This window comes from Oryzomicrobium terrae (genome assembly GCF_008274805.1).
Classification (GTDB): domain Bacteria; phylum Pseudomonadota; class Gammaproteobacteria; order Burkholderiales; family Rhodocyclaceae; genus Oryzomicrobium; species Oryzomicrobium terrae.
Genome location: NZ_CP022579.1, coordinates 20,258 through 45,531, shown reverse-complemented (window position 1 = coordinate 45,531; position 25,274 = coordinate 20,258). Strand labels below are relative to the sequence as shown.

Sequence of the window (25,274 nt, the reverse complement as noted above, 5' to 3'; positions counted from 1 at the left end):
CCGTCCGCCCCATGCAGCATCCTTCCCCCGCTTTCCGTCCCGCCCCGCACCGCCCCCCGGTCATCGGGCGCACCTGGCGCGCCTTGCGCAGCGCCGTGCTCGGCCTGGCCCTGGGCGCCCTGGTGAGCGCCTGCGGCGCCCCGACCCCAGTGCAGCGCGAAGCCTTCGTCTTCGGCACCCGGGTCGAGGTGCTGGTGGCCGAACCGGCCGTCTCCAAGGGCGATGCCGAAGACGCCGTCGCCGCCGTGCTGGCCGAGTTCGACCGGCTGCACCGTACCTACCACGCCTGGCAGGAATCGCCCCTTACCGAACTGAACCGGGCCTTCGCCGCCAACCGGGTGGTGCCGGTCAGCGCCGAACTGGCCGGTTTCATCCAGGAAGCCCAGCGCCTCACCGCCCTCGGCAACGGCCTGTTCGACCCGGGCATCGGCCAACTGGTGGCCCTGTGGGGCTTCCATTCCGACACCTTCGCGCCGCGCCTGCCCGACCCGGGCAAGGTGGCCGGCTGGCTGGCCTCGCGCCCGTCGATCGCCGACGTCACCGTCAGCCCCACCGCCGGCGGCGGGTTCGAGGCGCGCAGCCGCAAGGGCAGCGTCGCCCTGGATTTCGGCGGCTACCTGAAGGGCGTCGCCCTCGACCGGGCCGCCGCCATCCTGCGCCAGCGCGGCATCAGCCACGCCCTGATCAATATCGGCGGCAACGTCATGGCCCTGGGCGACAAGTTCGGCCAGCCGTGGAAGGTAGGTATCCAGCACCCACGCCAGCCCGGCCCCCTGGCCGCCCTGACCCTCAAGGACGGCGAGGCCATCGGCACTTCCGGCGACTACCAGCGCTTCTTCGAAGTGGACGGGCGCCGGTATAGTCACCTCCTCGACCCGCGCACCGGCCAGCCGGTGACCCACACCCAGGCGGTAACCGTACTGGTCAGCCCGGGGCCGGGATTGCCCGCCGGGGTCGGCGCCCTGTCGGACGCTGCCTCCAAGCCGATCTTCATCGCCGGACCGAAGCAATGGCGCGCCCAGGCCGCCAGCTTCGGCCTGAACCAGGTGCTGCGTGTCGGCCAGGATGGCCGGATCGAGGTCAGCCGGGCCCTGGCCTCCCGCGTGCAGTGGGTGCCGGGGGCCGACGGCAAGACCCTGCCGGCCTACACCGAAGTGGACCTGCCGGCGGCGACGCAACCTTCGCCCCCGGCCGCGAACTAAACCGGGGCATGGGCCCCACGATGTTGCATGAAAATGGAATGACTGCTGGAATCTTGATTGTTGCCCACGGCGACCAGGGACGTGCCCTGATCGACTGCGCCACCCACGTCTATGGCACTCCGCCGGAACGGCTGGCGGCCGTCTCCGCCGGCCAGGACGAGCCCCGCGATGCGATGCTCAGCCGCCTCCACGACGAGCTCGCCCGCCTCGACGACGGGGCCGGCGTGCTGGTGCTCACCGACCTGTTCGGCGCCACCCCCTGCAACCTGGTACGGGAACTGCTCGTACCGGGCAAGGTAGCCGCCCTGTCCGGGGTGAACCTGCCCATGGTGCTGCGCGCCGTGCGCTTCCGCGACCAGCCCCTGGCCACCCTGGTGGAACGGGTTCAGGCGGCCGCCGTGGAATGCACCGTGTCGGTTCCGGCGGCGGAGCCGGCAGCGGACCAGCCGTAAGCACTGTTTCAATAACAATATCGCCACTCGCAACAGGAATTCGACCATGACCCAGACGGTCCGCAGCGAAACGGAAATCGTCAATAAACTCGGCCTGCACGCCCGCGCCTCGGCCAAGCTGACCCAGACCGCCGGCCGCTTTCAGTGCGAGGTGTGGATGGAAAAGGGCGGCAAGCGCATCAACGCCAAGAGCATCATGGGGGTGATGATGCTGGCCGCCGGCAAGGGCTCCAAGGTCACCCTGGAAACCATCGGCGGCGACGCACCCCAGGCCATGGAGGCCCTGCTGGCGCTGATTGCCGACAAGTTCGGCGAAGGAGAATAAGCTGCCCGCCCCCGCCGCCCCGGCGCGTTCCGCCGCCTCCGAGATGAGCTTCACCCTGCACGGCCTGGGGGTGTCCGGCGGCATCGCCATCGGCTACGCCCAGCTCATGTCCCACGCCACCCTGGAGGTGGCGCAGCTGACCATTTCGCCGCGCATGGTGGAAAAGGAAGTGGCGCGCCTGCAGGCGGCCATCGGCGCGGTGCACAGCGAACTGGAGGAGTTGCGCCAGGAAACCGCCAACACCGCCCCGGAGTTGCAGGCCTTCGTGGACATCCATGCCCTGCTGCTGGCCGATCCGGAGCTGTCCGAAGTGCCCCTGGCCATCATCCGCGAACGGCGCTGCAACGCCGAGTGGGCGATGGTGCAGCAGATGGAAGCCCTGGTCGAACAGTTCGACGCCATCGAAGACCCCTACCTGCGCGAGCGCCGCGCTGACGTGCGCCAGGTGGTGGAGCGGGTGATCAAGGAGCTGATGGGCCGCCCGGGGCGCCAGTCGATGAAGTCGGCCAAGGGGATGCGCGAGGAGGACCAGATCATCGTCGCCCACGACCTGTCGCCGGCCGACGTCATCACCTTCAAGGAACACCGCTTCGCCTCGTTCATCACCGACGTGGGCGGGGCCACCTCCCACACCGCAATCCTGTCGCGCAGCATGGCCATCCCGGCCATCGTCGGCCTGCGCGACGCACGCTCGGTGATCCGCGACAACGAGCTGGTGATCATCGACGGCACCCGCGGCGTGGTGATCGTCAATCCGGACCCCCGGGTGCTGGAAGAGTACCGGCTGCGCAAGTCGGAGCGGGAGATCGAGCGCTCCAAGCTGAAGCGCCTGAAGACCGCCGAGTCCGAGACCCTGGACGGGGTGAAGATCGAGCTGCTGGCCAACATCGAACTGCCCGAGGACGTGGACGCCGCCCTGGAGGCGGGCGCCCAGGGGGTAGGGCTGTTCCGTACCGAGTTTCTCTTCCTCAACCGGGGCGACATGCCCGACGAGGACGAGCAGTTCGAGGCCTACCGCAAGGTGCTGAAGGGCATGGACGGCCGCCCGGTGACCATCCGCACCTTCGACCTGGGGGCCGACAAGGCCCTCGACACCTCGCGCCATTCGACCAACCCGGCCCTCGGCCGGCGCGCCATCCGCCTGTCCCTGTCCGAGCCGAAGATGTTCCAGGTGCAGTTGCGCGCCCTGTTGCGCGCTTCGCGCTACGGCCGGCTGAAGATCCTGGTGCCGATGCTGGCCCACGCCAGCGAGATCGACGCCACCCTGGCCGCCCTGGCCCAGGCCAAGGCCAGCCTGCGCGAGAAGAAGATCCCGTTCGACGAAGCGGTGGCCATCGGCGGCATGATCGAAATCCCCGCCGCAGCGCTGGCCATCAACATGTTCCTGAAGCGCCTCGACTTCCTCTCCATCGGCACCAACGACCTGATCCAGTACACCCTGGCCATCGACCGGGCCGACGAGGAGGTCTCCCACCTCTACGACCCGCTCCACCCGGCGGTAACCATGCTGATGGCCCACACCCTGGCCTCCGGAGAAAAGGCCGGAGTACCGGTGTCGGTGTGCGGCGAACTAGCCGGCGATTCGTCCCTGACCCGCCTGCTGCTGGGCATGGGCTTGCGCCAGTTCTCCATGCACCCTGCCCAGATCCTGGAAGTAAAGCAGCAGGTGCTCAAGTCCGACGTCAGCGAACTGACCCCGCTCGTGCGGCGCATCCTGCGCCTCGAGGAGCCGGGCAAGATCCGCGAGGCGGTGGAACGCCTCAACGCCCCGCCCACGGTCAATTAAACGGCCCGCCCCGGGGCTAGCGCGGCGGGTAGAAATCCTTCGCCGCTTCCCACAGCACCGGTTCGTTCTTCTCCCGGGCCCGGCCGAGCATCTGGATCAGCGGCTGGGCCCGGGTGCCCAGGCCGACCAGTTCGTGGGGCTCCACGCCCACCTCGGGTACTTCCACGGTGGCGCCCTGTCCCTCTTCCTTGAGCGCCTTGTCGTGGGCGACCACGGCAGCCAGGCGATCCAAGGCTTCGGCCACTTCTTCGGCAAGGATGATGCCGCGAGCCGTCGGTTCCTTGCCCAGCACTGTGAGAAGCTTGCGGGCAACGTCGTCGAACATGATCAGATCAGCCGCATTCTTGCAAAAAAACTTGACGATCATGACGCTTTCTCCTGAATAGTCGTTCCATTCTACCTGACCGGCGGCTGTCCGACCGAGCCGGCCCGCTGGGGTAAACTAGCCGTCGTTCCATCCCCACCGCGCCGCTTCCGGGAGGCCTTCCGCCTCCCCGCCGCCGGTGCGTGCTACGGAGATCCGCCTCATCATGCCCCACCTCGATCACCTGTTTGAAAACAACCGCAGCTGGGCGGAGAAGATCCGCGCCGAGGACCCGGAGTTCTTCGATCGCCTGGCCAAGATCCAGGCCCCCGAATACCTGTGGATCGGCTGTTCCGACTCCCGCGTCCCGGCCAACCAGATCACCGGCCTGGACCCCGGCGAGGTGTTCGTGCACCGCAACGTCGGCAACGTGGTGGTCCATTCCGACCTGAACTGCCTGTCGGTGCTGCAGTACGCGGTGGACGTGCTGCGCGTCAAACACGTGCTGGTGGTCGGCCACTACGGCTGCGGCGGGGTCAAGGCCGCCCTGCACGGCCTGCGCGTCGGCCTGGTGGATAACTGGTTGCGCCACATCCAGGACGTGCGCCAGAAACACGCCGCCATGATCGACGGCATCGCCGACCCGGACCTGCGCCACGACCGCCTGTGCGAACTGAACGTGATCGAGCAGGTGTTCAACGTCAGCCACACCACGATCGTCCGCGACGCCTGGGACCGGGGACAGGATCTGACGGTGCACGGCTGGGTCTACAGCCTGGAAAACGGTCTGGCCCACGACATGGCCATTTCCGTTGCCCACCACGACGAGGTGCACGGCGCCTACGCGACCGCGTTGGCGCGTCTGACCACGGCGCCCTCGGTCACCGGCGAATAACACCTTCCACCATGGCTCCGCCCCCCATTGCGCCTGGCTGCGCCCATTCCCACGCCTTCTTCGTCGAAGCCGGCGCGGCGGAGCGGCGTACCCGCTGGGTGACCCTGCTCACCCTGGTCACCATGGTGGTGGAGATCGCCGCCGGCTACCTGAGCCAGTCCATGGCCCTGCTCGCCGACGGCTGGCACATGGGTACCCACGCCTTCGCGCTCGGCCTGGCGGCCCTGGCCTATGCCCTGGCGCGGCGCCATCGCGACAATCCGCGCTTCGCCTTCGGCACCTGGAAGATCGAGGTGCTGGGGGGCTATACCAGCGCCCTGTTCCTGCTCGTGGTGGCGGCCACCATGGTCTGGGAATCGGTGGAACGGCTGCGCACCCCGCTGCCCGTCAGCTATGGGGAAGCCCTGGTGGTGGCGGTGGTGGGCCTGCTGGTCAATCTCGGCAGCGCCTGGCTACTGCACGGCGGCGGCCACGACCATGGCCATGCCCATCATGATCACGACCATCACCACGCCGGTCACGACCATCACCACGACCTCAACCTGCGCGCCGCCTATCTGCACGTGGTGGCCGACGCCGCCACCTCGGTGCTGGCCATCGTCGCCCTGCTCGGCGGCCTGATGTTCGGCTGGAGCTGGCTCGATCCGCTGATGGGCCTGGTCGGTTCGGCCATCATCACCGTCTGGGCCATCGGCCTGGTGCGCGACACCGGGCGGGTGCTGCTCGACGCGGAAATGGACGCGCCGGTGGTGGCGGAGATCCTCGACGACATCCGCCGCGAGAACGAGCATCCGGCAGAACTGACCGATCTGCACGTGTGGCGGGTCGGCCGGGGCCGCTACGCGGCGATCGTCGCCCTGACCACCGCCTCCCGGGCCGGCCCCGACTACTACCGGCACCGCCTGGGCAGGCATAGCGAACTGGCCCACATCACCGTCGAAGTCACCCACCGCACCGCCTAGGTCGGACCGCGGGGTTCAGGCCACTCCCGGGTGGTTCACCGCGCCCCCATTGCCTCGTCGCCCCGGACGGCTTTTAATTGCCGTCCCTCCATCCTTGGCATCACCTCATGCTGCGTATCGGAATCGACCTCGGCGGTACCAAGATCGAAGCCATCGCCCTGGCCCCGGACGGCCAGGTTCTGGCGCGCCGGCGCATTGCCACGCCCCAGGGCGACTACCCGGCCACGGTGGGCGCGGTGGCCGCCCTGGTGGAGGACATCGAGGCCCATTGCCACGCCCGGGCCACGGTCGGGGTCGGCCATCCGGGCGCCCTGGACCACCGGGGCCTGATCAAGAATGCCAACTCCACCTGCCTGATCGGCCACCCCTTGCAGCGCGACCTGCAGACCCTGCTGCAGCGCGAGGTGCGCCTGGCCAACGACGCCAACTGTTTCGCCCTGTCGGAAGCGGTGGATGGCGCCGGACAGGGTGCCACCAGCGTGTTCGGGGTGATCCTCGGCACCGGCGTGGGCGGTGGCATCGTCATCAACGGTGAGCCGCTGGTGGGCGCCAACGGCATCGCTGGGGAATGGGGCCACATGCCCCTGCCACTGCCCGGCGGCGACGATCTGCCCTTGCCCCCCTGCTACTGCGGCCGCGCCGGCTGCATCGAGACCTACCTGTCCGGACCGGGCCTGGCTGCCGACCACCGGCGCCACACGCCTCGTCCTCCCGGCCCGGTGCTGGACGCCCCGTCCATCGTCGCCCGGGCATCCCCAACCGACGGCGTCACCGCCGATCCGGCCTGCGCCGCCACCCTGGCCCGCTACGAGGAGCGCCTCGCCCGGGGTCTGGCCCAGGTGATCAACCTGCTCGACCCGGAGGTGATCGTCCTCGGTGGCGGCCTATCGGCGATTGCCCGGCTGTACGAGAACGTGCCGCGGCAGTGGCTGCCCCACGTCTTTTCCAACCGGGTAGTGACCCGCCTCGTTCCGCCAGTGCACGGCGATTCGTCCGGGGTGCGCGGTGCCGCCTGGCTGTGGCCCCTGGCCGACTGAGCGTCCGTAACGTTTGCCCCCCCGCACCAAGGAAGACCATGAACACCTCCCCCCTGGAAACCCGCATCTTCATTGGTTCCATCAAGCCCCTGCCGCCGGAAGGCCAATCCACGGGCATCTTCAAGGAGCCCCTGGTCGAAGCGGCGTCCGTCGGCCCCCTGGGCATCGCCGGCGACCAGCAGGCCGATCTGCGCGTGCATGGTGGGCCGGACAAGGCGGTGCATCAGTACTGTGCCGACCACTACCCCCGACTGGCCACCGCTTTTCCCCGGGCCGAGGCGCCCTTCGTCCCGGGCAGCATGGGCGAGAACCTGTCGGTGGCGGGCCTGGACGAGGCCACGGTGTGCATCGGCGACCGCTTCCGCCTGGGCACGGCGCTGCTCGAAGTGAGTCAGCCCCGCTCGCCGTGCTGGAAGATCGACGCCCGCTTCGGCATCGCCTCGGGTCGCTCCGGCCTGGCCTACTACATAGCCCAGCACGGCCTGACCGGCTGGTACTACCGGGTGGTGGAAGCCGGCACGGTGCGCCCGGGCGATGCCCTGGTACAGGTGGAAGAGGGTGCCGGACGGCTCAGCCTGGCCGCCCTGTGGAACGGCTGGCACTGCCTGCCGGCCGGCACCGCCGATCCGTCGCCGGCCTGGCTGCGCCACCTGCTGGCCACGGTGCCGGCCCTGCCGGCCAGCTGGCAGAAGAAGCTCAGCGAGCGGGCTGCCTGGCTGGAGGCCAACCGGCCCGGGAGCGCCGCCAACGCTAACGGCGCCACCGCCCCGGCGGCGCCGCTATGGCACGATCGGCCAGCGGGCTAGAGCGCCCCCCCACGCCACCCCATGGAAACGTCACCCGGGCTGCGCCAGCGGCCTTGGCGACGGCTCGGCTCCTCAGTGACGCGGGCCGAGTAACGTCGGCGCAGCCTTCCCACCACAGTCGGCCGCGCTCACACGGCCAGATCCACCTGCTGCAGGGCCCCGGGCCGACCGTCTTCCATCAGATACACGCCGGAAGCCCGCAGCATGCCCTGCACGTCGCTGCTGCCATCGTCCTGCTGGCGCTTGTAGAGAAACGGGGTACTCACCCCGCTGACCGACAGCGCGCCGATGCCCGCTTCCTTGAGGCTGATCAACCGGTCCGTCACGGCGGGCGGCGTCCCGGCAGCAGAGGCAGAGGAGGTGGAGGATGGGGCGGCGGCCTCGGTCATCTGGCGCTGCCATAGCACCAGATGACTCCACACCGGGTCGGCCTCGTCGATCCAGCCGTTGTGGTCGCTATCGAGGGCCGCCAGGTCGGCAAAGCCGTCACCGCTCAGGGCGCCGAACAGTTCGCGCCCGTCGTCGATGCTGCCGTTGCCGTTGCGGTCCCAGGCGAGCAGGGCGCTGCCCCGGCCGGTGAAGGGGATGGCTTCGGCCGTGCCGTCGGCGTCCAGGTCGAAGGACAGCCCCGGCCCGTCCAGATTGGCGGTGCCGCCGGGCAGGCTGACCACCAGCGGGTCCTTGAAGTAGTAGGCCTTGCCGCTTTGCTCGACCCGGCTCACCGCCAGGCTTTCCCGGGCCAGGGCGAAGTCGAGGGAAACGTCGATCTGCCGGCCATCGGCGGTGCACACCTGGCCCTTGGCGCAATAGCTGACCGCTTCGCTTTCGTAATGGGCCGTGGTGGTGGTGCTCTGCCAGGTTACCGCCACGGCCGGGCGCCGATTGCTGGCGGCCACGGCCGGATCGGTGTCCGCTGCGCCGTCGCTCACCGCCTTCGTGGCTGGCAACAGGTCTGACAGGGACAGGGGCGCCGAGCCATCCGCCGGCTCGCCACGCAGGATGGCCAGCAGGTCGGCGAGCAGGCGCTCCAGGGTTTTTTGCAGGCGCAGATGGTCGGTTTGGGAGGGCGCTTCGCTGCTCAGGGCGTTCCAGTCGATGGCGAGAAAGCCCGGCGGCAAGGGCGGCGCGCTGCTGTCGCCACTGCCGCTGGCGGAGGCCACGTTGCTGACCGTATCGCTGCTCCCCGGGGCAGCACCGGAGCGCGCCTGGGCCATCAGGGCACCGAACAGGCCACCGCTGACGGCGGTGATGCGGCTTTCGTGGGCCAGATCGGTGCGGGACTCTTCCCGGTGGGCCGACGTTTGCTGCAGGGTGGTATCGACGATTTTCATGGGCGGCTCCTGGTAACGGAGGCTTCCCAGTGCAACCGCCGTGCCAACCCGCCCAAATCAGCACTCCAGGGGGTCCACCTCCAGGTGCCAGCGCAGCCGGCTGGGGGCGGCGATGCCCGCCAGGGCCGGGCCAAAATCACTCAAGAAGGCCTGCAGGGCAGGGCGGGCGCCGCATTCGAAAAGGAGCTGGCCCCGCTCCAGGTTGGCCAGCCGGGCCATGCGCATCGGTACCGGGTCGTAGGCAAAAACCGCCGGATGGGCGGCCAGGATGGGCAGGGCCTTTGCCGCCTTGAGGAAGGCCAGGGAGTCGGCCATGTCCGGCGCTTCGGCGCGCAGCATGGCCTGGTAGGTGTAGGGCGGGAAGCCGGCCTGGCGGCGCTCCTCCAGCTCCCGGGCGGCGAAGGCCGGGTAGTCGTGGGCGAGCAGGGCGGCGAACAGGGGATGGCCGGGCTGCTCGGTCTGGATCAGCACCTCGCCGGCCAGCTCGGCCCGGCCGGCTCGGCCGGCCACCTGCATGAGCATGGCGAAGAGCCGCTCCGGGGCGCGGAAGTCGGCAGCGAACAGGCCGGAGTCGGCCCCCACCACGCCGACGAAGGTGAGGTGGGGGAAGTCGTGGCCCTTGGCCAGCATCTGGGTGCCCACCAGGATGTCGGCCCGGGGCGTGCCGGCGGCCTCGTCCGGGTGGATCTGTTCGAGCAGGGCTTCCCACTGCTTGCGGCTGCGCGCCGCGTCCCGGTCCACGCGCAGGATGCGGGCGTCGGGAAAGCGCGCCTTGAGCCGCTCTTCGAGGCGCTGGGTGCCCCGGCCGAAGGGGTGGATGTCCTGGTTGCCGCAGGACGGACAGGCCCGCGGGATGCCGGCCTCGAAGCCGCAGTGGTGGCAGCGCAGGCGCCGGTCCTTGAGGTGCAGCACCAGGTTGGCGGCACAGCGCTTGCAGCGCGACACCCAGCCGCAGGAGGGACAGGCCAGCACCGGGGCATAGCCGCGCCGGTTGAGGAAGACCAGGCTCTGCTCGCCCCGGGCCAGGCGCGCCTCCAGGGCGGCCAGCAGGGCCGGCGAGAGGCCATCGTCCAGGGTCTCGCGGCGGGTGTCCACCAGGCGGATATCGGGCAACCGGGCGCCGGCCACGGCACGCTCGCCCAGGGTGAGCAGGCGGTAGCGCTGCTGCGGGCCGGGCTGGGCGTTGGCCCAGGATTCCAGGGAGGGAGTGGCCGAGCCGAGTAGCACCGGGATGCGCAGCCCCCGGGCGCGCACCACCGCCACGTCCCGAGCCGAGTAGCGCATGCCGTCCTGCTGCTTGAAGGAGGCGTCGTGCTCCTCGTCCACCACGATCAGCCCCAGTTCGGGCATCGGAGTGAACACCGCCAGGCGGGTACCGACGACGATGCGCGCCCGGCCGGCGAAGGCTGCCTTCCAGTGGCGCAGGCGGGCCGCCTCGGTCAGCTCCGAGTGCAGGCTGACCAGCTCGATGCCGGGAAAACGGGCAGCGATGCGCGCTTCCAGCTGGGGCGTGAGGTTGATCTCCGGCACCAGCAGCAAGGCCTGCTGGCCGCGCGCCAGGGCGTCGGCGATGAGGCGCAGGTACACCTCGGTCTTGCCGCTGCCGGTGATGCCGTGCAGCAGCCAGCCGGCAAAGCCCGGCGGCGCGGCACGGATGGCGGCGAGGGCCGCCTCCTGATCGGCGGTAAGCGCCGGCAGGGCGGGGACAACCGCCCCCTTGGCCAGCTTCGGCTTGATCGCCCGGGCCTTGGGCGGATCGGGCCGGCGCAGGGCGCCGGGCAGGGTCTGCAGCATCACCTCGCCGAGGGGCGCCTGATAGTAGGCGGCGGCGAACTCGCACAGGCGGAACCAGTCCTCGGGCAGGGGCGGCAGGTCGCGCAGGATCTCCTCCACCGTCTTCAGCTGATGCTGCGGCAGCTCGCTGGCTTCACCGACGGCGATGACGATGCCGACCTTACGGCCGCGCCCGAAGGGCACCTTGACCCGGCGGCCGATGTCGTCGGCCGTGGCATCGTCGGCCAGGTAATCGAAACTGCGGTGCAGGGGAACGTCGAGGGCGACACTGACTACCGGCACGTCAGTCTCCCGACAGAGAAAACTCGGCAAGGGCCGCCAGTACTGGCGAATCGGAGGTTGTGCACAGAACCTGTGGATAACTCTGTGGGGAACGGGCCCAAAAATCGGCACGAGGCCGATGGATCAAGGCTTTCTGTCATATTGCCGAAAAAATCGGCAAATAAAAATTCTTTTGTTTTCAATGCCCTGAACAACACCGTCGCTGCCTTGTCATATTCTCACGCCCACCGCACCGGGGCGGGGCAGAGAACGCGGCGCTGTGCATAAGTCAAGCCTACGCCGGGGATTTCGCCCTGCTTTGGTGCCCGGACGGACACCCAAGCAGGGCAGATGGGCTTAGGCAGCCTGACGGCGCCGACGGCTTTCGGCGTGGACCGTGTCCACCAGGGTCTTGACCACGTCCGGCGGGGTGAACTGGGAGATGCCGTGGCCCAGGTTGAAGACGTGGCCGGTGTTGCTCGGCCCCGGGCGATCGAAGGAGGCCAGCACCTTGACGGCCTCGGCTGCCACCACCTCGGCCGGGGCGAACAGCACGGAGGGGTCCAGGTTGCCCTGCAGGGCAACCTTGTCGCCGACGCGGCGGCGGGCCTCGCCCAGGTCGATGGTCCAGTCCAGACCGACGGCGTCGGTGCCGATGGCGGCGATGGATTCGAGCCACAGGCCGCCGCCCTTGGTGAATACGATCACCGGCACTTTCTCGCCGTCCTTCTCGCGCTTCAGCCCGGCGACGATGCGCTCCATGTAGCGCAGCGAGAATTCCTGGTAGGCCGCCGCCGACAGGCCGCCGCCCCAGGAGTCGAAGATCATCACTGCCTGGGCGCCGGAATCGATCTGGGCGTTCAGGTAGGCGGTCACCGCATCCGCCGTCACCGCCAGGATGTGGTGCAGCAGGTCGGGGCGGGAGTACAGCATGGTCTTGATCTTGCGGTAGTCGTCGCTGGAACCGCCTTCGACCATGTAGCAGGCCAGGGTGTAGGGGCTGCCGGAGAAGCCGATCAGGGGCACCCGGTTGTTCAGCGCACCGCGGATCTCGGATACCGCGTCCATGACGTACTTCAGTTCGCCGTAGGGGTCCGGCACCTTGAGGGCCTTGATCGCCGCCTCGTCGGCCAGGGGGCGCTCGAAGCGCGGCCCCTCGCCCTCGGCGAAGTACAGCCCCAGACCCATGGCGTCGGGCACGGTGAGGATGTCGGAGAAGAGGATGGCCGCATCCAGGTCGTAGCGCTCCAGGGGCTGCAGGGTCACCTCGCAGGCCGCCCGGGGGTTTTTGCACAGGTTGAGGAAGCTGCCGGCCTGCTTGCGCGTGGCGCAGTACTCGGGCAGGTAGCGGCCGGCCTGGCGCATCAGCCAGACCGGGGTGTAGTCGGTGGGCTCACGCAGCAGGGCGCGGAGGAAGGTGTCGTTCTGCGGGCGGGCCATGGCGGCACTCCGAAAAGAGGCAAAAGGGGGATTATCCCAAAACCGCCGGGGCGAAACACCGATTGGGTCAAAAAGAGGCGTGGGCCGCCCTGTCCGGCGGCGGTGCGGCAGACAGGCGCTCTGGGCAAAGCCCGCGCCTGGCGTGGCTTTCCGGGCATGCTCCGTGGAAAAGGGCGCCAGGCAATGGACGCGACGCGACCACCTTGAAAGTCCGCGCCAGTCCTTGTTCTCCGAGGAGAAACCGCCAAGAACCAGACAGGGCGCGGCATTCCGCGGTGGCTACGTGGAGACCCGCGCCAGTCCTTGGTTTCCGGCCTGCAGGTTCAGCGCCGCCAGAACGCCGGAGAAAACACCACCAGCAGGGTGAAGATTTCCAGCCGGCCGAGCAGCATGGTGAACGAGCAGATCCAGGTCTGCAGGTCGGTCAGCCCGGCGAAGTTGCCCGCCGGGCCGATCTCGTTCAACCCCGGGCCGGTGTTGTTGATCATCGCCACCACCGCCGAGAAGGCGGTCAGAGGCTCCAGGCCCACCCCCACCAGGATCATGGTGAGCAGGGCGGTGCTGGCCATGTACATGAAGGCGAAGGCAAGCACGGCGAACAGGATGGGGGAGGGCACCGGCGCGCCGGCCAGGCGCACCGGCACCACGGCGCTGGGGTAGAGGGCGCGCAGGATCTCGCGCTTGACCTGCTGATAGAGGATCACCGCCCGGATCATCTTGATACCGCCGCCGGTGGAGCCGGCGCAGGTAGCGAAGCTCGACAGGAACAGCATCCACAGGGTGGCGAAGGGCGGCCACTGGCTGTAGTCGGTGGTGGCGAAACCGGTGGTGGTGGCCACCGACACCACGTTGAAGGCCGCGTGGCGGAAAGCGCTGGCCGGGTCGGGATAGACCCCCAGGGACACCAGATAGACGGTAATGCCGGCCACGCTGCCGAGCATCAGCCAGAGGAACCAGCCAGCCTCCGGATCGTTGCGGTAGGCGCGCAGCGACAGGCGGCGCAGCGCCAGGTAGTGGGTGGCGAAGTTGAGGCCGGCCACCAGCATGAAGACCACCGCCACCGCCTCGATGGCCGGGCTGTTCCAGTAGCCGTAGCTGGCGTCGTGGCTGGAATAGCCGCCCAGGCCGAGGGTGGAAAAGCCGTGCATCACCGCGTCCAGCCAGGTCATGCCGGCCCAGCGGTAGGCACCTACGCACAGGGCGGTAAGCAGCACGTAGACGCCCCACAGGCCCTTGGCCGTCTCGGCGATGCGCGGCGTCAGGTTGCGCTCCTTCATCGGCCCCGGGGTCTCGGCCTTGAACATCTGCCGGCCACCGATACCGAGCAGGGGCAGGATCGCCACCGCCAGCACGATCAGGCCCATGCCGCCGACCCAGGCCAGCTGGCAGCGCCACAGGTTGATCGAGGGCGGCAGGGCGTCCAGCCCGGTGAGCACCGTGGCGCAGGTGGTGGTGAGGCCGGAGGCGGCCTCGAAGTAGGCGTCGGTGAAGCTCGTGCCCAATTGCAGCATCAGGGGCAGGGCGGCGAACACCGGCAGCACCGCCCAGGTCAGCACCACCAGCAGGAAACCGTCCCGTATCGACAGATCGCCGGTGGCGCGCCGGGTGGCGAGCAGCAGCAGGGCGCTGCTGCCCAGGGTCAGGGCCAGACTGGCGCCCAGGGCCGGGCCGGCGCCGTCGTCCAGCCCCCAGGCGACGAGCAGGGGCAGCAGCAGGGTGGCGCCGAAGAAGAACAGGATCAGAGCGAACACCCGCACCACCGGCAGGTAGGGCTGCAGCCCGCGGCTGGGGCGCAGCGGCAGTTCGCCGGCAAAGAACAGACGCAGGTGGCGACGTACCCGGCGGCGCCGGCCCGCCGCAGCGGGTTCGGCCCGGGGTGCGGCGCCAGGGTTGGAAGGCGAGGCCGGCGCCGCCGGCGGAGGTAGCACGGGGCTCACAGGAAGCCGACGGCGACCTGGAACAGGCGCACCACCTTGGGCACCAGCTCCTTGCGCGTGCAGAACAAGATGACGTGGTCGCCGGCCTCGATCACCGTGTCGTGATGGGCCATGATCACCTCGCCGTAGCGGGTTTCCACGTCGGCCTCGCTGTGCTCCAGTACCCGGGGGACGTCCATGGCCCGCACCAGGGCGGCCACCGACGCCCCGGCGGGCAGGTCCAGGTCGGCGATGCGCCGGCCCACCACCTTGGAGGTGCGGGCATCGCCGTGCACCACCAGCTCCAGGGCCTCGGCGGCGCCGCGGCGCAGGCGGTGCACCTGGACCACGTCGCCCTGGCGCACGTGGGCGAGAAAGGCCCCGGCGGAGACTTCGGCCGGGGACAGGGCGATGTCGATGGGGCCGCCCTGGACCATGTCGGCATAAACCCGGCGGTTGATCAGGGCCAGCACCCGGCGGCAGCCGAGGCGCTTGGCCAGGCTGGCGGCGAGGATGTTGTCCTCGTCGTCGTTGGTCAGGGCCAGGAACAGGTCAGATTCGCCGATGTTGGCCTGATCGAGCACGTCCTCGTCGCTGGCTCCGCCGCACAGCACCATGGCGTCGTCGAGCTGGGCGGCCACATCCTCGGCGCGCAGCCGGTTGGCTTCCACCACCGTCACCCGGCAGCGTCGCTGCAAGGCGCCGGCCACCCGGGCGCCGATGTTGCCGGCGCCGGCCACCACCACCCGGCGCACCGGCTGCTCCTCGCGGCGCAATTCGCGCAGCACCGCCGGCAGATGCTCGCTGGGGGCGATGAAGAACACCTCGTCCCCCACCTCGATGCGGGTCTCGCCGGTGGGCGGCACCGGCCGGTCACGCCGGTACAGGGCGGCGATGCGGGCGTCGATGTCCTCGGGCAGGTGGCGGCGCATCTCGCGGATCGGATGGCCGACCAGCAGGCCGCCCTCGTAGGCGCGCACCCCCACCAGGGTGAGGCGACCGCCGCCGAACTCCAGCACCTGCAGGGCGCGGGGGAATTCCACCAGGCGGACGATGGTGTCGGTGACCTCCTGCTCGGGGCAGAGGGCCTCGCTGACGGCGAAGTGCTCCGGGGCGAACAGGCTCGGGTCGGCGAAGAAGTCGGCATTGCGCAGCCGGGCCACCCGGCGCGGCACGTTGAAGCGGCTGTGGGCCAGCTTGCAGGCCACCAGGTTGGCCGGGTCGCTGCGCGTGACCGCCACCAGCAGGTCGGCATCGGCGGCACCGGCAGCCTCCAGCACCCCGGGGGTGGAGGCGTCGCCGACCAGGGTGCGCAGGTCGAAGCGATCCTGCAACAGGGCCAACCGCTCCCGGTCGATGTCGACCACGGTCAGGTCGTTGGCCTCCGAACTCAGGTGTTCGGCCAGACTGGCGCCGACCTGGCCGGCGCCGAGAATGAGGATCTTCATCCGCTGCTCCTCTGGCGCGCCCGCAACCGCGGGACGCGCTTATTCCTTGCTGCGCCCGACGGGCAGGCCAAGCTGCTTGAGCTTGCGGTAAAGGTGGGTGCGTTCCAGTCCGGTCTGCTCCGCCACCCGGGTCATGTTGCCGCCGGCCACCGCCAGGTGGTGGGCAAAGTAGGCCTTCTCGAAGGCTTCCCGAGCCTCGCGCAGCGGCTCGCCGAAGAAGGCGCTGAGAGCCTGACCCGGGCCGTTTTCCGCCGCGCTTTCGGCGGTGAGCAGGCGGGCCACTTCCTCGGCGCTGATCTCATCATCGAGGGCGGTCAGGGCCAGGTTCTTGACCGCCGCGGCGAGGGCCGTCCAGCCGCCGTCATCGCCCGGCCAGCGCTGCTGGCGCAGCAGGTTGAGGGCGCCGCTGGCCAGGCGCTTGTGCGGAACCTCGCCGCGCTCGGCGAGCAGGGTGAGCAGCAGGGCGGCGATTTCCGGCACCTCGTCGCCCCGGTCGGTAAGGGGCGGCAGGGCCAGGCGGACTTCCGCCAGGCGGCTCACCAGGGCCGGGTCCCAGCCGGCGTCGGGCAGGGTGGTGGCGGACTTGCTGCTGGCCACCACCAGCATCAGCTTGTGCCGTTCCAGCCGTTCCAGGGCAAAGGCCAGGTTCATCTGCTGCAACCGCCCCAGGCTGGGCAGTTCGGGCACGAACAGCACGCCGCCGGCCACTTCCTGGAGGCGCTCCTGGGTAAGGGGGCCGGCCTCGGTGGACAGGTCGAGCCAGGGCGCCTGTGGCGCCTGCAGGGTGCGGGCGCAGGCTTCGGCCAGGCCACCGGCGGGGCAGCGCAGCAGCACTGCCGGGGTGCGCGCCGCCGCTTGTTCGAGACGCTTGCGGAAGTCCTTGAAGAGCGGGACGTGGGCAAAGGCTTCCAGGGTCATCACCGGCTTGGCCGCCGGGGTTTCGTGCTTGAGCACGCGCTTCACCGTGGCCAGCAGTTTCTGCAGGGCGATCGGCTTCTCCAGGAAATCGGCGGCGCCGAAGCGAGTGGCTTCCACTGCGGTGTCGATGGTGCCGTGGCCGGACATCATGATCACCGGCATGTTCAGCTGGCCCGCCGCCGCCCATTCCTTGAGCAGGGTGATGCCGTCGGTGTCGGGCATCCAGATGTCGAGCAGCACCAGGTCGGGGCGCCGCTCGGCCCGGACGCGCCGGGCGGCGGCGGCGTTTTCCGCCAGCAGCACGGCGTGGCCTTCGTCGGCAAGGATTTCGGAGAGCAGCTCGCGAATGCCGACTTCGTCGTCGACTACGAGGATCTGGGCCATGGCAATACTCGATTCGTGTGTTTCATGCGATCAGGCGACAGGCCGGGCATCGGCGGGGGCCGTAGCCAGGGGGATGCGCACCCGGATCAGGGCACCCCGGGGTGCCCGGTTGGAAAGGATGACGTCGCCGCCGTGTTCGTCGGCGATCTTGCGCACGATGGCCAGGCCGAGGCCGGTGCCCTTGGCCTTGGTGGTGGTGTAGGGTTCGAAGGCCCGGGCCAGCACCTCCGCCGGAAACCCGCAGCCATTGTCGGCCACCAGCAGTTCGGCGTAACGGCCGGCCAGGGCCGTGGTGAGTTCGATGCGCGGCGCCGGGGCGGGACCGGTTGCTTCCTCCACACCGCTGCCGCCCAGGCCCTCCACCGCATCCTGGGCGTTACGCAACAGGTTGTGGATGATCTGGCGCAACTGGGTGGCGTCACCCAGTACCGGCGGCAGATCGGGGCTCAGGTCGGCCACGACCGGCACCTGAGAGGTTTCGTAGAGCCCGAGCACCTCGCCGACCAGGGCATTCAGATCGAGGGGACGCAGCTCCGGCGGCGGCAGGCGGGCGTAGTCGCGGAAATCGTCCACCATGTGTTTCATCGCCTGGACCTGGTTGATGATGGTGGTGGTGGAGCGTTGCAGAAGATCGGCGTCGCCGTTGGCCAGCTTGTCAGCCAGCTTGACCTGGAGACGCTCGGCGGACAGCTGGATCGGCGTCAGAGGGTTCTTGATCTCGTGGGCCAGGCGACGCGCCACTTCGCCCCAGGCGGCGGCACGTTGGGCAGCGATGAGTTGGCTGACGTCGTCGAAGACCACGACGAAGCCGCCGCCGGATGCGGCCGGCAGGGTCGAGCCGCGCACCAACAGGATGCGGTGGGCACCGTCGGTGCCGACCAGATCCACCTCGCGCTGCCAGTCCTCATCCGGGTTATCGGCAAAGGCATCGCGAATCGCCCGGCCGTAGTCGGCCAGGCGCGGCCAGCTATCCGCCGGCTCGCCGATCAGACCGGTCAGATCGTCGCCGAGGATGTGGCCGGCCCCCTGGTTGGCGGCGTGCAGAACGAAGCGACGATCGAAGGCCAACACCCCGGCGGACAAGTTGCCGAGGATTTCTTCCAGATAGGCCCGGGCCGATTCAAGCTCGGCCCGGTGCCGCTCGGTCTCGCGCCGGGCATCGTCGAGCTGGCGGGTCATGCGCGAGAACGACTGGGTCAGCACCCCCAACTCGTCGCGGCTGTAGATGGCCTGGCGCGGCGTGAAGTCGCCAGCAGCCACCGCCTGGGTACCTTCGGCCAGGATCGACAGGGGCGCCGAGAGGCGCCGGGCCAGAACGAAGGCCAGGGCGATGGCGCCGAGCAGGGCGAGCAACAGGGTCAAGGTCAGGGACAGGGCGTACAAGCGGGTCAGGCCGGAGCGGGCCAGGGCCAGTTCCTGGTAATCCCGATACACCGCCTGGACCGCCTCGGCATTGGCCGCCAGGGCCTTGGGCACGGGCTGGGACAACTGCAGGTAGCGGGGCTCCTCGCCCAAGCTGAAGGTGCTGATCGGCAGCAGCACGCGCAGGGTCAGATCCTGCCCCCCTTCCCCTTCGACCTCGGCCAGCCCCCGGTTGAGACGGGCCTGTTTCAACTGGCTGGTAGTCGGCAGGGCCGGCAGCAGATTCGACAGACCGGCCGAAGCCGAGGCCAGCAGCTGGCCCTGGGCCGTGACGAGCAGGGCAGTTTCGGCATCGGCCTGCTCGCGCAGGCGGTTGAGCATCACCCGGCGCTGCACGTCCGGACGGTCGGCCAGCTCTTGAGCCACCGCCCGTCCCCGGGCGGTGAATTCCGCCAGCCGGGTATCGAGGGCGGAACGGCCGAGGTTGAGGCCGGACTCCAGGGCTTTCTCCACCCGCACGTCAAACCAGCTCTCGATGCTCTTGGTCACAAAACGCACCGAAACCCCATACACCAGCGCCCCGGGAACCACCGCCATCAGTCCAAAAAACAACACTAGGCGCAGCTTCAACTTGGAGCCGAAGACCTTGGCCCGGTGCTCCCGGGCGAGGAGGGCGAACTGCCAGCCGACCAGCCCGACTAGGCTCAGCGCTACCACCAGGTTGCCCACCAGTAGCCAGGGGTACTGGCGGGTGAACAGCGGGGTATTGCCCGACGCCAGGGTCAGCAGCAGCAGGAGGAAGCCTCCCAGGGCAGCGGCTACCGCGATCAGCAGCTTCATCGCGCCTCGCTCGGCAGGGACGCGGGCACGAACGACCAGCGCGCCCAGTCCGAACTCAAGGTCCAGTCCCGGTTGGCCAACGCACTGATCTGGAAGGGTTTGGGCAGCTGGGAGATATCGAGGCGCAGCCGCAATGCCGCTTCGTAGGGATCGCCCGAGCGCAATTGGGAGCGCTCCAGCACGGTCCAGTGACGCAGCCGGGACAGTAGGCGCAGGGCTTCTTCCAGGGAAGAGAAGCTTTGATGCAATGCCCCGACCGACAAGCGGTATTGGCGGGTCAGGGCATGGTAGGACAGACGCACCGTCTGGCTGCGCGTGACCACGCTTTCATCGAGCCACCACCAGCGCCGCCGGGTTATCTCGAATTCAATCACGAAAGGCAGCACCACCCCTCGGGTGACCGCGTCTTCCAAGCGTGCAGGCAGGTCGAAGACAAAATCGGCTGACACCGCATAACCATCGTCGCCGGCAACCAGTACCGGCTGACGCACCTCGATTTCAGCAGCAACGGCCGGCACCATGCCCAGCAACAGGATCGCCAACAGCACAAGCAGGCCGCGCCAGCACTGTCGCGCCAGGGAGCACCGCGGACTGCTCGCCGCGGGCATCCACCGCAGCGGAGCCTCAGAGGGTTTTTTGCAGCAGAGCGTAGTAGAAGCCATCGTGATCGGGGCAGGGGAGCAAGGTTTCCTCGCCGAGCAACTCAACTTGGCCATGCACCGCCGGGTCCGCCAGGAAGGCGGCGATCTGTTCGGTGTTTTCTTCCGGAAAAACCGAGCAGGTGGCATAGAGCATTTTTCCGCCACGGGCGAGGGTAGGCCATAGGGCCCGCAGAATTTCCCCCTGGGTCCGGGCGAACGAGGCAATGTCCTCGGGGCGACGCAGCCATTTGCTGTCCGGGTGGCGGCGGGCCACACCGGAAGCGGAACAGGGCACATCGGCAAGAATGCGGTCGAAGGGCTTGCCATCCCACCAACGGGCCACATCGCGGCAATCGGCGACCTTGACCGCCGCCGCCAGGCCGAGCCGTTCCAGATTCTGTTCGATGCGTTGGCAGCGTTCCGGCGACACATCGAGGGCGAGCAGGCGCGCATCGGCCAGTTCGAGAATATGGGCGGCCTTGCCGCCCGGGGCGGCACAGGCATCGAGCACGCGTTGGCCCGGCGCTGCCGCCAGTAGGTGGGCCGCCCGCTGGGCGCCCGGATCCTGAACCGAAACCAGCCCCTCCGCAAAACCAGGAATGTCGCTCACCGGCCGTGGCCTCAGCAGGCGCAGGCCGTCCGCGCCACAGGCCTCCGTCGGGCAATCCACCTCGACCAGTCGTTGTGCCATCTCCACCACGCTCGCCCGGCGGCGGTTGACGCGCAGCGCCATGGGCGGCGCCTGATTGGCTGCGGCCAGCAACTCCACCCAGCGATCCGGATAGGCCTGCTGTAATTTTGCGCGCCACCAGGCTGGATGCCAGGTTTGTGCATCCGCATCGTCCGCCGTGGCCTGAGCCAGGCTGTCGCGCCGGCGCAAGGCGTTACGCAGCACCGCATTGACCAACGCCTTGAAACGCCCACCCGCCAGATGTCCCGCCGCCTCGACTGCCTGGTCCACCGTGGTATGGCTGTCGTCCGGCTCGGCATCGAGACGGTACAGGGCGAGCAGCAACAAGGCGCGGATTTCCACACTGGGCAAAGGCCGTTCAAGCAAGCGGGACAGAATGGCGTCGCCCAACCCATAGCGGCGCAATGTCCAATACACCATATCCTGCGCCTGGGCACGCACGGTTCCTGTCGCTTCGCGGCCGCGCGGCACCGGCACACCACGGCCGAGCAATTCCGCCAGGCTGCGGCCATCCAACACACCACCGACCACCGGCACCGCCAGCAGGAACGCCGTGGCCAAGGCATCGGCCTTAGGCCAGGGGGGCAAGTGGCGCTCCACGGAAGCAGCATGTGAACCACCATGACGCACCTTGCCCGAATGAGGCGCGGTGTTGGGGCGGGAAAGGGAAATACGGGGCGAGCGGGTGGAGCGATCAGTCATGCCAGGCAGTTTAGCACGCCCCCACCCCAGGCCCGGGCCTGTCGGCCGGGGGTTTACGGCGGATAATCGCTCCCGTCCGCCCCCTATCCTTCGCCCTGGAAATCACCCCTGGCCATGCGCCGCACTTCACTTCGCCGTCTTCTCCTCACCGCCGTCCTGGCAAGCGTATTCGTTGCACCGGCCCACGCTTGGAACAATGCTGGACATCGCTTGGTGGCCGCCATTGCCTGGCGGCACTTGGATAACGAAACCCAGGACAGCATCGGGACCCTGCTGCGCCAGCACCCGGACTGGCCACGCTGGGTCGCCCGCAGCCGCAACGACACCCCCGCCAGCGCGAACGAAGAAGCCTTCATTGCGTCATCAACCTGGGCTGACGAACTGCGGCGCGACCCACGCTTTCGCGACTCGCAACGAACGTCTGCAGCGACACGCCCCTTCACACTCGACGACGGCGAGCGGCACAGTGACTGGCATTACCTCAACCGCCCCCTGGACGGCGAAGGACGATTAGGCAACAACCGCCTGGGTGGCAACCTGGACAACGCCCTGGAGGATCTTTCCAAAATCCTGGCCGACACCACGCAGCCTGCCCAACACCGGGCACAAGCTTTGGTCTGGCTCATCCATCTGTGTGCCGATGCCCATCAACCACTGCATACCGTTACCCGTCTGCAGGGCGACATCCCGGATAGCGGCGGCAACGGCCTGCTGATCCACGACCCGAGCCATCCCCGGCTCACGCAGCAGTCCCTGCACGCCTGGTGGGACGATCGCCCCGGACCACCCTGGCTGCACGGGGAAAAGCTGACAGCCCAGGCCCTGGAGCTCGATCTGGGCATGCCCCCCATTCCGCCGCGCACCCCCCAGGAGTGGATCCGCGAAGCCCAGCACCTGGCCCGTTCCGTTGTCTATCGCAACCTTACCGGGCCGCAGCCCATCACCCTCAGCCCGGAGTACCGGGACAACGCACAACGCATTGCGGACCGACAGGTCGTCGCCGCTGGACGACGTCTGGCATTCTGGCTCAGCGCGCTGCTCGCTATTCGCTAACCAAAGAATGTTTCACGTGAAACATCACGCAAGAGACCGACTTTTTGTTTCACGTGAAACAAAAACCCCGGCGCAAGGCCGGGGTTGGTTCGGGGTGGCCAGATGACCCTCATCGCCCAGCCAAGGCATGCAGCCGAGCAATACGCTCTGCGGTAGCCGGGTGGGTCCGAAACAGGCCAGCCATACCGTCGCCGGAAAGCGGATTCATGATCATCATCTGGGCAGTTTCGGGATGGGACTCGGCGGTCGCCATGGGGATACCCCGAGCGTAGGCATCGATCTTGGCCAAGGCATCCGCCAAGGCCAGGGGATCACCGCTGATCTCGGCGCCGCCACGATCGGCTTCAAACTCACGGGCGCGGGAAATGGCCATCTGGATCAAGGATGCCGCGATTGGGGCGAGCAGGGCGACGGCAATGCTGGCTACCGGATTGGTTGGCCGCCCCTCGCTGTCACGCCCGCCAAAAAACATGGCGAAGTTGGCCAGGGCAGAAATGGCACCCGCCATGGTGGCGGAAATCGTCGAAATCAGAATGTCACGGTGTTGGACGTGGGCCAACTCATGCGCCATCACCCCGCGTAGCTCCCGGGCCGAAAGCATTTGCAGGATGCCGCTCGTCGCCGCCACCGCGGCATTTTCCGGATTGCGACCGGTGGCAAAGGCGTTCGGCTGGGCCTCATCGATGATGTAAACCTTGGGCATGGGCAAACCAGCTCGGCCGGCCAGCTCCTTGACCATGTTGTAGAGGTAGGGACTACTGGTCTCGTCCACTTCCTGGGCGTTGTACATCTTCAAGACCATCTTGTCCGAGAACCAGTAGGAGAACAGGTTCATCGCGCCACCGAACAGCAGGGCCAGCAGCATGCCTTGCTTGCCACCGAGCAGTGCGCCGATCACCCCGAACAGAGCAATGATGGCCGCCATCAAGACAGAGGTTTTCAGCCAATTGGTAAACATGGGCAATCTCCTTCGTGTTGCGATGACCAACAGGCCATCAAACGATACATTGGGCTAGCGCCGGCAATTTCAAGCATCAGCCCGGGGGAGCGCAAAACGGTCGCCCGGCACCATGCGGAATCCGGCCAGGAACTGCCCTGCGGGCAAACGCTTGCCGCCAGGCTTTTGCAACTCTGTGAGCAGCAAACCCTGCTCGCCGCAAGCCACTAGAATCCCGTTCCGATCCGCGGCCAGCACCTCCCCGGGCTCACCACGCACGGGCCGCACCTGGGCGTCCCACACTTTCACCAGCACCCCACCAACCTCAGCAGTGGAGCCGGGGAAGGGGTCAAAGGCCCGCACCTGACGCAGCAGTGCCGCTGCCGGCTTGGTGAAATCCAAAGGGGCCTCACTGCGCGCCAGTTTTGCGGCGTAGGTCACTCCCGCCTCGGGCTGGGGGGTGGCCGGCAGCGGGCCTGCCCTGAGTTTGCCCAGGGTTGTCACCACCAGCTCAGCCCCCAAGGCCGCCAACCGGTCATGGAGGCGGCCGGCGCTGTCGTCTTCTCCGATGGGCAGCACGGCCCGAGCCAGCACGGGCCCCGTATCGAGTCCGGCCTCCATCTGCATGATGCAGATGCCGGTCTCGGCGTCGCCGGCGAGAATGGCCCGATGAATCGGCGCCGCGCCGCGCCAGCGGGGCAGCAAGGAAGCGTGAATGTTGATGCAGCCTAAGCGCGGCAAATCCAGGACAGCCTGGGGCAGGATCAGACCATAGGCCGCCACCACCATGATGTCCGGCGCGGCAGCGGCAATCCGGGCCTGCGCCGCTTCATCGCGGAGGGAGACGGGCTGAAAAACCGGCAGTCCGTGCGTCTCGGCCAGCGTCTTGACCGGCGAAGGTTGCAGGGCCATGCCGCGCCCTGCAGGGCGGTCCGGCTGAGTCAACACCAGGGGAACTTCAAACCCGGCGGCGACAATCGCCTCCAGGGCTGCCGCGGCAAATTCCGGCGTACCGGCAAAGACAACGCGCATAACCTCTCCCGCGAAGGCACCGGCCTCCGCCTGTGGATAGTTTTGTGAATAAGTCGGGGAAAAGCTGTGACAAAAAGTATCCGCCGCATTGCGCGGACGGAGGCTCCGCGCGTCATGGCTAGCGGCGCGCAGAGCGAAGCGAGGCAGGCTCAGGCGGTAATGCGCGCCTGCTTGGCCAGCTTGGCCTTGATCCGCCCCTGCTTGAGCTGGGAAAGGTGGTCGACGAAGACCGTGCCATTGAGATGATCGATTTCATGCTGCACGCACACCGCCAGCAACCCGTCGGCGGCCAGCGTCTGCTCCTGCCCGGTCAGGTCAAGATAACGGACGGTCACCGTTGCCGCCCGGTCGACCTTGTCGTAGATGCCAGGCACCGACAGACAGCCTTCTTCATAGACCTGATGACCGTCGCTCGCGATCAACTCGGGATTGATCAAGGTAAGCAATTGATCGCGGGTTTCAGAAATATCGATGACAATGACCCGTTTGTGCACGTTGACCTGGGTCGCAGCCAGGCCGATACCGGGCGCTTCATACATGGTTTCCGCCATATCGGCCGCCAGGCGACGGATGCCGTCGTCAACAATCTGAACGGGAGTCGCGATTTTGGTCAGACGGGGATCGGGGAACCGCAAAATGGGCAACAGGGCCATGGCAAACTTGCTCCGGACTGGGAATGGGGGCAGAATCCAGACAGACTCGGCGCCCGATACCAGGGGGAAAATCAACGGTTAGCGGCTGAGAACGACGTGGAT

Annotated in this window: 22 protein-coding genes; 9 read left to right on the top strand and 13 right to left on the bottom strand. The window is 68.3% G+C overall.

Annotated elements, in window-relative coordinates; translation table 11 throughout:
- Nucleotides 1-11: 11 nt before the first annotated feature.
- From OTERR_RS00195 to ptsP, 4 genes are read left to right on the top strand one after another with little or no spacing between them, the layout of a single operon-like run.
- Complete coding sequence (locus OTERR_RS00195) at nt 12-1,202, top strand: FAD:protein FMN transferase (RefSeq protein WP_149424500.1); 1,191 nt, start codon at nt 12-14, stop codon at nt 1,200-1,202.
- A gap of 38 nt (nt 1,203-1,240) precedes the next feature.
- A complete protein-coding gene (locus OTERR_RS15955; protein ID WP_054619840.1) occupies nt 1,241-1,654 on the top strand; it encodes a PTS sugar transporter subunit IIA in 414 nt (137 codons plus the stop codon).
- A gap of 46 nt (nt 1,655-1,700) precedes the next feature.
- Entirely contained in the window at nt 1,701-1,979 is a 279-nt protein-coding gene (locus OTERR_RS00185; protein ID WP_054619841.1) for an HPr family phosphocarrier protein, read from the top strand.
- 43 nt (nt 1,980-2,022) lie between these two features.
- Complete coding sequence (ptsP, locus tag OTERR_RS00180) at nt 2,023-3,765, top strand: phosphoenolpyruvate--protein phosphotransferase (protein ID WP_149424498.1); 1,743 nt, start codon at nt 2,023-2,025, stop codon at nt 3,763-3,765.
- A 16-nt stretch (nt 3,766-3,781) separates the two neighbouring features.
- Here the strand turns inward: ptsP and OTERR_RS00175 are convergent, their stop codons facing one another.
- On the bottom strand, nt 3,782-4,132 hold the full coding sequence (locus OTERR_RS00175; protein ID WP_149424497.1) for a DUF1840 domain-containing protein: 351 nt from the start codon (nt 4,130-4,132) through the stop codon (nt 3,782-3,784).
- A 163-nt stretch (nt 4,133-4,295) separates the two neighbouring features.
- On the opposite strand from OTERR_RS00175, the gene can reads away from it, so the two are divergent.
- The 4 genes from can to OTERR_RS00155 all read left to right on the top strand — a co-directional run bounded on the left by can (nt 4,296) and on the right by OTERR_RS00155 (nt 7,769).
- On the top strand, nt 4,296-4,964 hold the full coding sequence (can, locus tag OTERR_RS00170) for a carbonate dehydratase (protein WP_054619844.1): 669 nt from the start codon (nt 4,296-4,298) through the stop codon (nt 4,962-4,964).
- An 11-nt stretch (nt 4,965-4,975) separates the two neighbouring features.
- Nucleotides 4,976-5,926 carry a CDF family Co(II)/Ni(II) efflux transporter DmeF gene (gene dmeF / locus OTERR_RS00165; protein WP_149424496.1) on the top strand — a complete coding sequence of 317 codons (951 nt, stop codon included), beginning with the start codon at nt 4,976-4,978 and terminating at the stop codon, nt 5,924-5,926.
- Between the two features lie 107 nt (nt 5,927-6,033).
- Nucleotides 6,034-6,963, top strand: coding sequence for an ROK family protein (locus tag OTERR_RS00160; protein ID WP_149424495.1), 930 nt, complete (start codon nt 6,034-6,036; stop codon nt 6,961-6,963).
- A 38-nt stretch (nt 6,964-7,001) separates the two neighbouring features.
- Nucleotides 7,002-7,769, top strand: coding sequence for an MOSC domain-containing protein (locus tag OTERR_RS00155; protein ID WP_149424494.1), 768 nt, complete (start codon nt 7,002-7,004; stop codon nt 7,767-7,769).
- 128 nt (nt 7,770-7,897) lie between these two features.
- On the opposite strand, the gene OTERR_RS00150 is transcribed toward OTERR_RS00155, so the two are convergent.
- The 9 genes from OTERR_RS00150 to rsmB all read right to left on the bottom strand — a co-directional run bounded on the left by OTERR_RS00150 (nt 7,898) and on the right by rsmB (nt 21,497).
- A complete protein-coding gene (locus tag OTERR_RS00150; protein WP_149424493.1) occupies nt 7,898-9,100 on the bottom strand; it encodes a hypothetical protein in 1,203 nt (400 codons plus the stop codon).
- A 57-nt stretch (nt 9,101-9,157) separates the two neighbouring features.
- A complete protein-coding gene (locus OTERR_RS00145; protein ID WP_149424492.1) occupies nt 9,158-11,176 on the bottom strand; it encodes a primosomal protein N' in 2,019 nt (672 codons plus the stop codon).
- 336 nt (nt 11,177-11,512) lie between these two features.
- Nucleotides 11,513-12,595, bottom strand: a complete 1,083-nt coding sequence (gene hemE / locus OTERR_RS00140; RefSeq protein ID WP_149424491.1) for a uroporphyrinogen decarboxylase — start codon at nt 12,593-12,595, stop codon at nt 11,513-11,515.
- 323 nt (nt 12,596-12,918) lie between these two features.
- Nucleotides 12,919-14,373: a TrkH family potassium uptake protein gene (locus OTERR_RS00135; protein WP_149426373.1), complete on the bottom strand. Its 1,455-nt coding sequence runs from the start codon at nt 14,371-14,373 to the stop codon at nt 12,919-12,921.
- Between the two features lie 155 nt (nt 14,374-14,528).
- Complete coding sequence (gene trkA, locus OTERR_RS00130) at nt 14,529-15,959, bottom strand: Trk system potassium transporter TrkA (protein ID WP_149424490.1); 1,431 nt, start codon at nt 15,957-15,959, stop codon at nt 14,529-14,531.
- A gap of 39 nt (nt 15,960-15,998) precedes the next feature.
- A complete protein-coding gene (locus OTERR_RS00125) occupies nt 15,999-17,261 on the bottom strand; it encodes a sigma-54-dependent transcriptional regulator (protein ID WP_054619852.1) in 1,263 nt (420 codons plus the stop codon).
- A 30-nt stretch (nt 17,262-17,291) separates the two neighbouring features.
- A complete protein-coding gene (locus OTERR_RS00120) occupies nt 17,292-19,463 on the bottom strand; it encodes a sensor histidine kinase (protein WP_149424489.1) in 2,172 nt (723 codons plus the stop codon).
- The gene (locus OTERR_RS00115) at nt 19,460-20,011 is read right to left on the bottom strand and encodes a DUF4390 domain-containing protein (RefSeq protein ID WP_425466018.1); all 552 of its coding nucleotides are present in this window, start codon (nt 20,009-20,011) and stop codon (nt 19,460-19,462) included. Before OTERR_RS00115 ends, OTERR_RS00120 begins: the two co-directional genes overlap by 4 nt.
- Nucleotides 20,012-20,087: 76 nt before the next feature.
- Complete coding sequence (rsmB, locus tag OTERR_RS00110) at nt 20,088-21,497, bottom strand: 16S rRNA (cytosine(967)-C(5))-methyltransferase RsmB (protein ID WP_082396521.1); 1,410 nt, start codon at nt 21,495-21,497, stop codon at nt 20,088-20,090.
- A gap of 213 nt (nt 21,498-21,710) precedes the next feature.
- Between rsmB and OTERR_RS00105 the strand changes: the two genes are divergently transcribed.
- Nucleotides 21,711-22,550, top strand: coding sequence for a S1/P1 nuclease (locus OTERR_RS00105; protein WP_187775268.1), 840 nt, complete (start codon nt 21,711-21,713; stop codon nt 22,548-22,550).
- Between the two features lie 109 nt (nt 22,551-22,659).
- Here OTERR_RS00105 and htpX read toward each other — a convergent pair whose 3' ends face one another.
- The 3 genes from htpX to def form a co-directional block, all read right to left on the bottom strand.
- Nucleotides 22,660-23,508 (bottom strand): zinc metalloprotease HtpX, encoded by an 849-nt coding sequence (gene htpX, locus OTERR_RS00100; RefSeq protein WP_054619856.1) that lies wholly within the window; start codon nt 23,506-23,508, stop codon nt 22,660-22,662.
- Nucleotides 23,509-23,577: 69 nt separating this feature from the next.
- The gene (fmt, locus tag OTERR_RS00095; RefSeq protein ID WP_054619857.1) at nt 23,578-24,519 is read right to left on the bottom strand and encodes a methionyl-tRNA formyltransferase; all 942 of its coding nucleotides are present in this window, start codon (nt 24,517-24,519) and stop codon (nt 23,578-23,580) included.
- A 149-nt stretch (nt 24,520-24,668) separates the two neighbouring features.
- The gene (gene def, locus OTERR_RS00090; protein WP_054619858.1) at nt 24,669-25,172 is read right to left on the bottom strand and encodes a peptide deformylase; all 504 of its coding nucleotides are present in this window, start codon (nt 25,170-25,172) and stop codon (nt 24,669-24,671) included.
- Between the last annotated feature and the right edge of the window lie 102 nt (nt 25,173-25,274).

Bases quoted from the DNA above. Each gene is read 5' to 3' on its own strand.
- OTERR_RS00195 (WP_149424500.1), top strand. From the start codon at position 12: ATGCAGCATCCTTCCCCCGCTTTCCGTCCCGCCCCGCACCGCCCCCCG.
- OTERR_RS15955 (WP_054619840.1), top strand. From the start codon at position 1,241: ATGACTGCTGGAATCTTGATTGTTGCCCACGGCGACCAGGGACGTGCC.
- OTERR_RS00185 (WP_054619841.1), top strand. From the start codon at position 1,701: ATGACCCAGACGGTCCGCAGCGAAACGGAAATCGTCAATAAACTCGGC.
- ptsP (WP_149424498.1), top strand. From the start codon at position 2,023: ATGAGCTTCACCCTGCACGGCCTGGGGGTGTCCGGCGGCATCGCCATC.
- OTERR_RS00175 (WP_149424497.1), bottom strand. From the start codon at position 4,132: ATGATCGTCAAGTTTTTTTGCAAGAATGCGGCTGATCTGATCATGTTC.
- can (WP_054619844.1), top strand. From the start codon at position 4,296: ATGCCCCACCTCGATCACCTGTTTGAAAACAACCGCAGCTGGGCGGAG.
- dmeF (WP_149424496.1), top strand. From the start codon at position 4,976: ATGGCTCCGCCCCCCATTGCGCCTGGCTGCGCCCATTCCCACGCCTTC.
- OTERR_RS00160 (WP_149424495.1), top strand. From the start codon at position 6,034: ATGCTGCGTATCGGAATCGACCTCGGCGGTACCAAGATCGAAGCCATC.
- OTERR_RS00155 (WP_149424494.1), top strand. From the start codon at position 7,002: ATGAACACCTCCCCCCTGGAAACCCGCATCTTCATTGGTTCCATCAAG.
- OTERR_RS00150 (WP_149424493.1), bottom strand. From the start codon at position 9,100: ATGAAAATCGTCGATACCACCCTGCAGCAAACGTCGGCCCACCGGGAA.
- hemE (WP_149424491.1), bottom strand. From the start codon at position 12,595: ATGGCCCGCCCGCAGAACGACACCTTCCTCCGCGCCCTGCTGCGTGAG.
- trkA (WP_149424490.1), bottom strand. From the start codon at position 15,959: ATGAAGATCCTCATTCTCGGCGCCGGCCAGGTCGGCGCCAGTCTGGCC.
- OTERR_RS00125 (WP_054619852.1), bottom strand. From the start codon at position 17,261: ATGGCCCAGATCCTCGTAGTCGACGACGAAGTCGGCATTCGCGAGCTG.
- OTERR_RS00120 (WP_149424489.1), bottom strand. From the start codon at position 19,463: ATGAAGCTGCTGATCGCGGTAGCCGCTGCCCTGGGAGGCTTCCTCCTG.
- rsmB (WP_082396521.1), bottom strand. From the start codon at position 21,497: ATGACTGATCGCTCCACCCGCTCGCCCCGTATTTCCCTTTCCCGCCCC.
- htpX (WP_054619856.1), bottom strand. From the start codon at position 23,508: ATGTTTACCAATTGGCTGAAAACCTCTGTCTTGATGGCGGCCATCATT.
- fmt (WP_054619857.1), bottom strand. From the start codon at position 24,519: ATGCGCGTTGTCTTTGCCGGTACGCCGGAATTTGCCGCGGCAGCCCTG.
- def (WP_054619858.1), bottom strand. From the start codon at position 25,172: ATGGCCCTGTTGCCCATTTTGCGGTTCCCCGATCCCCGTCTGACCAAA.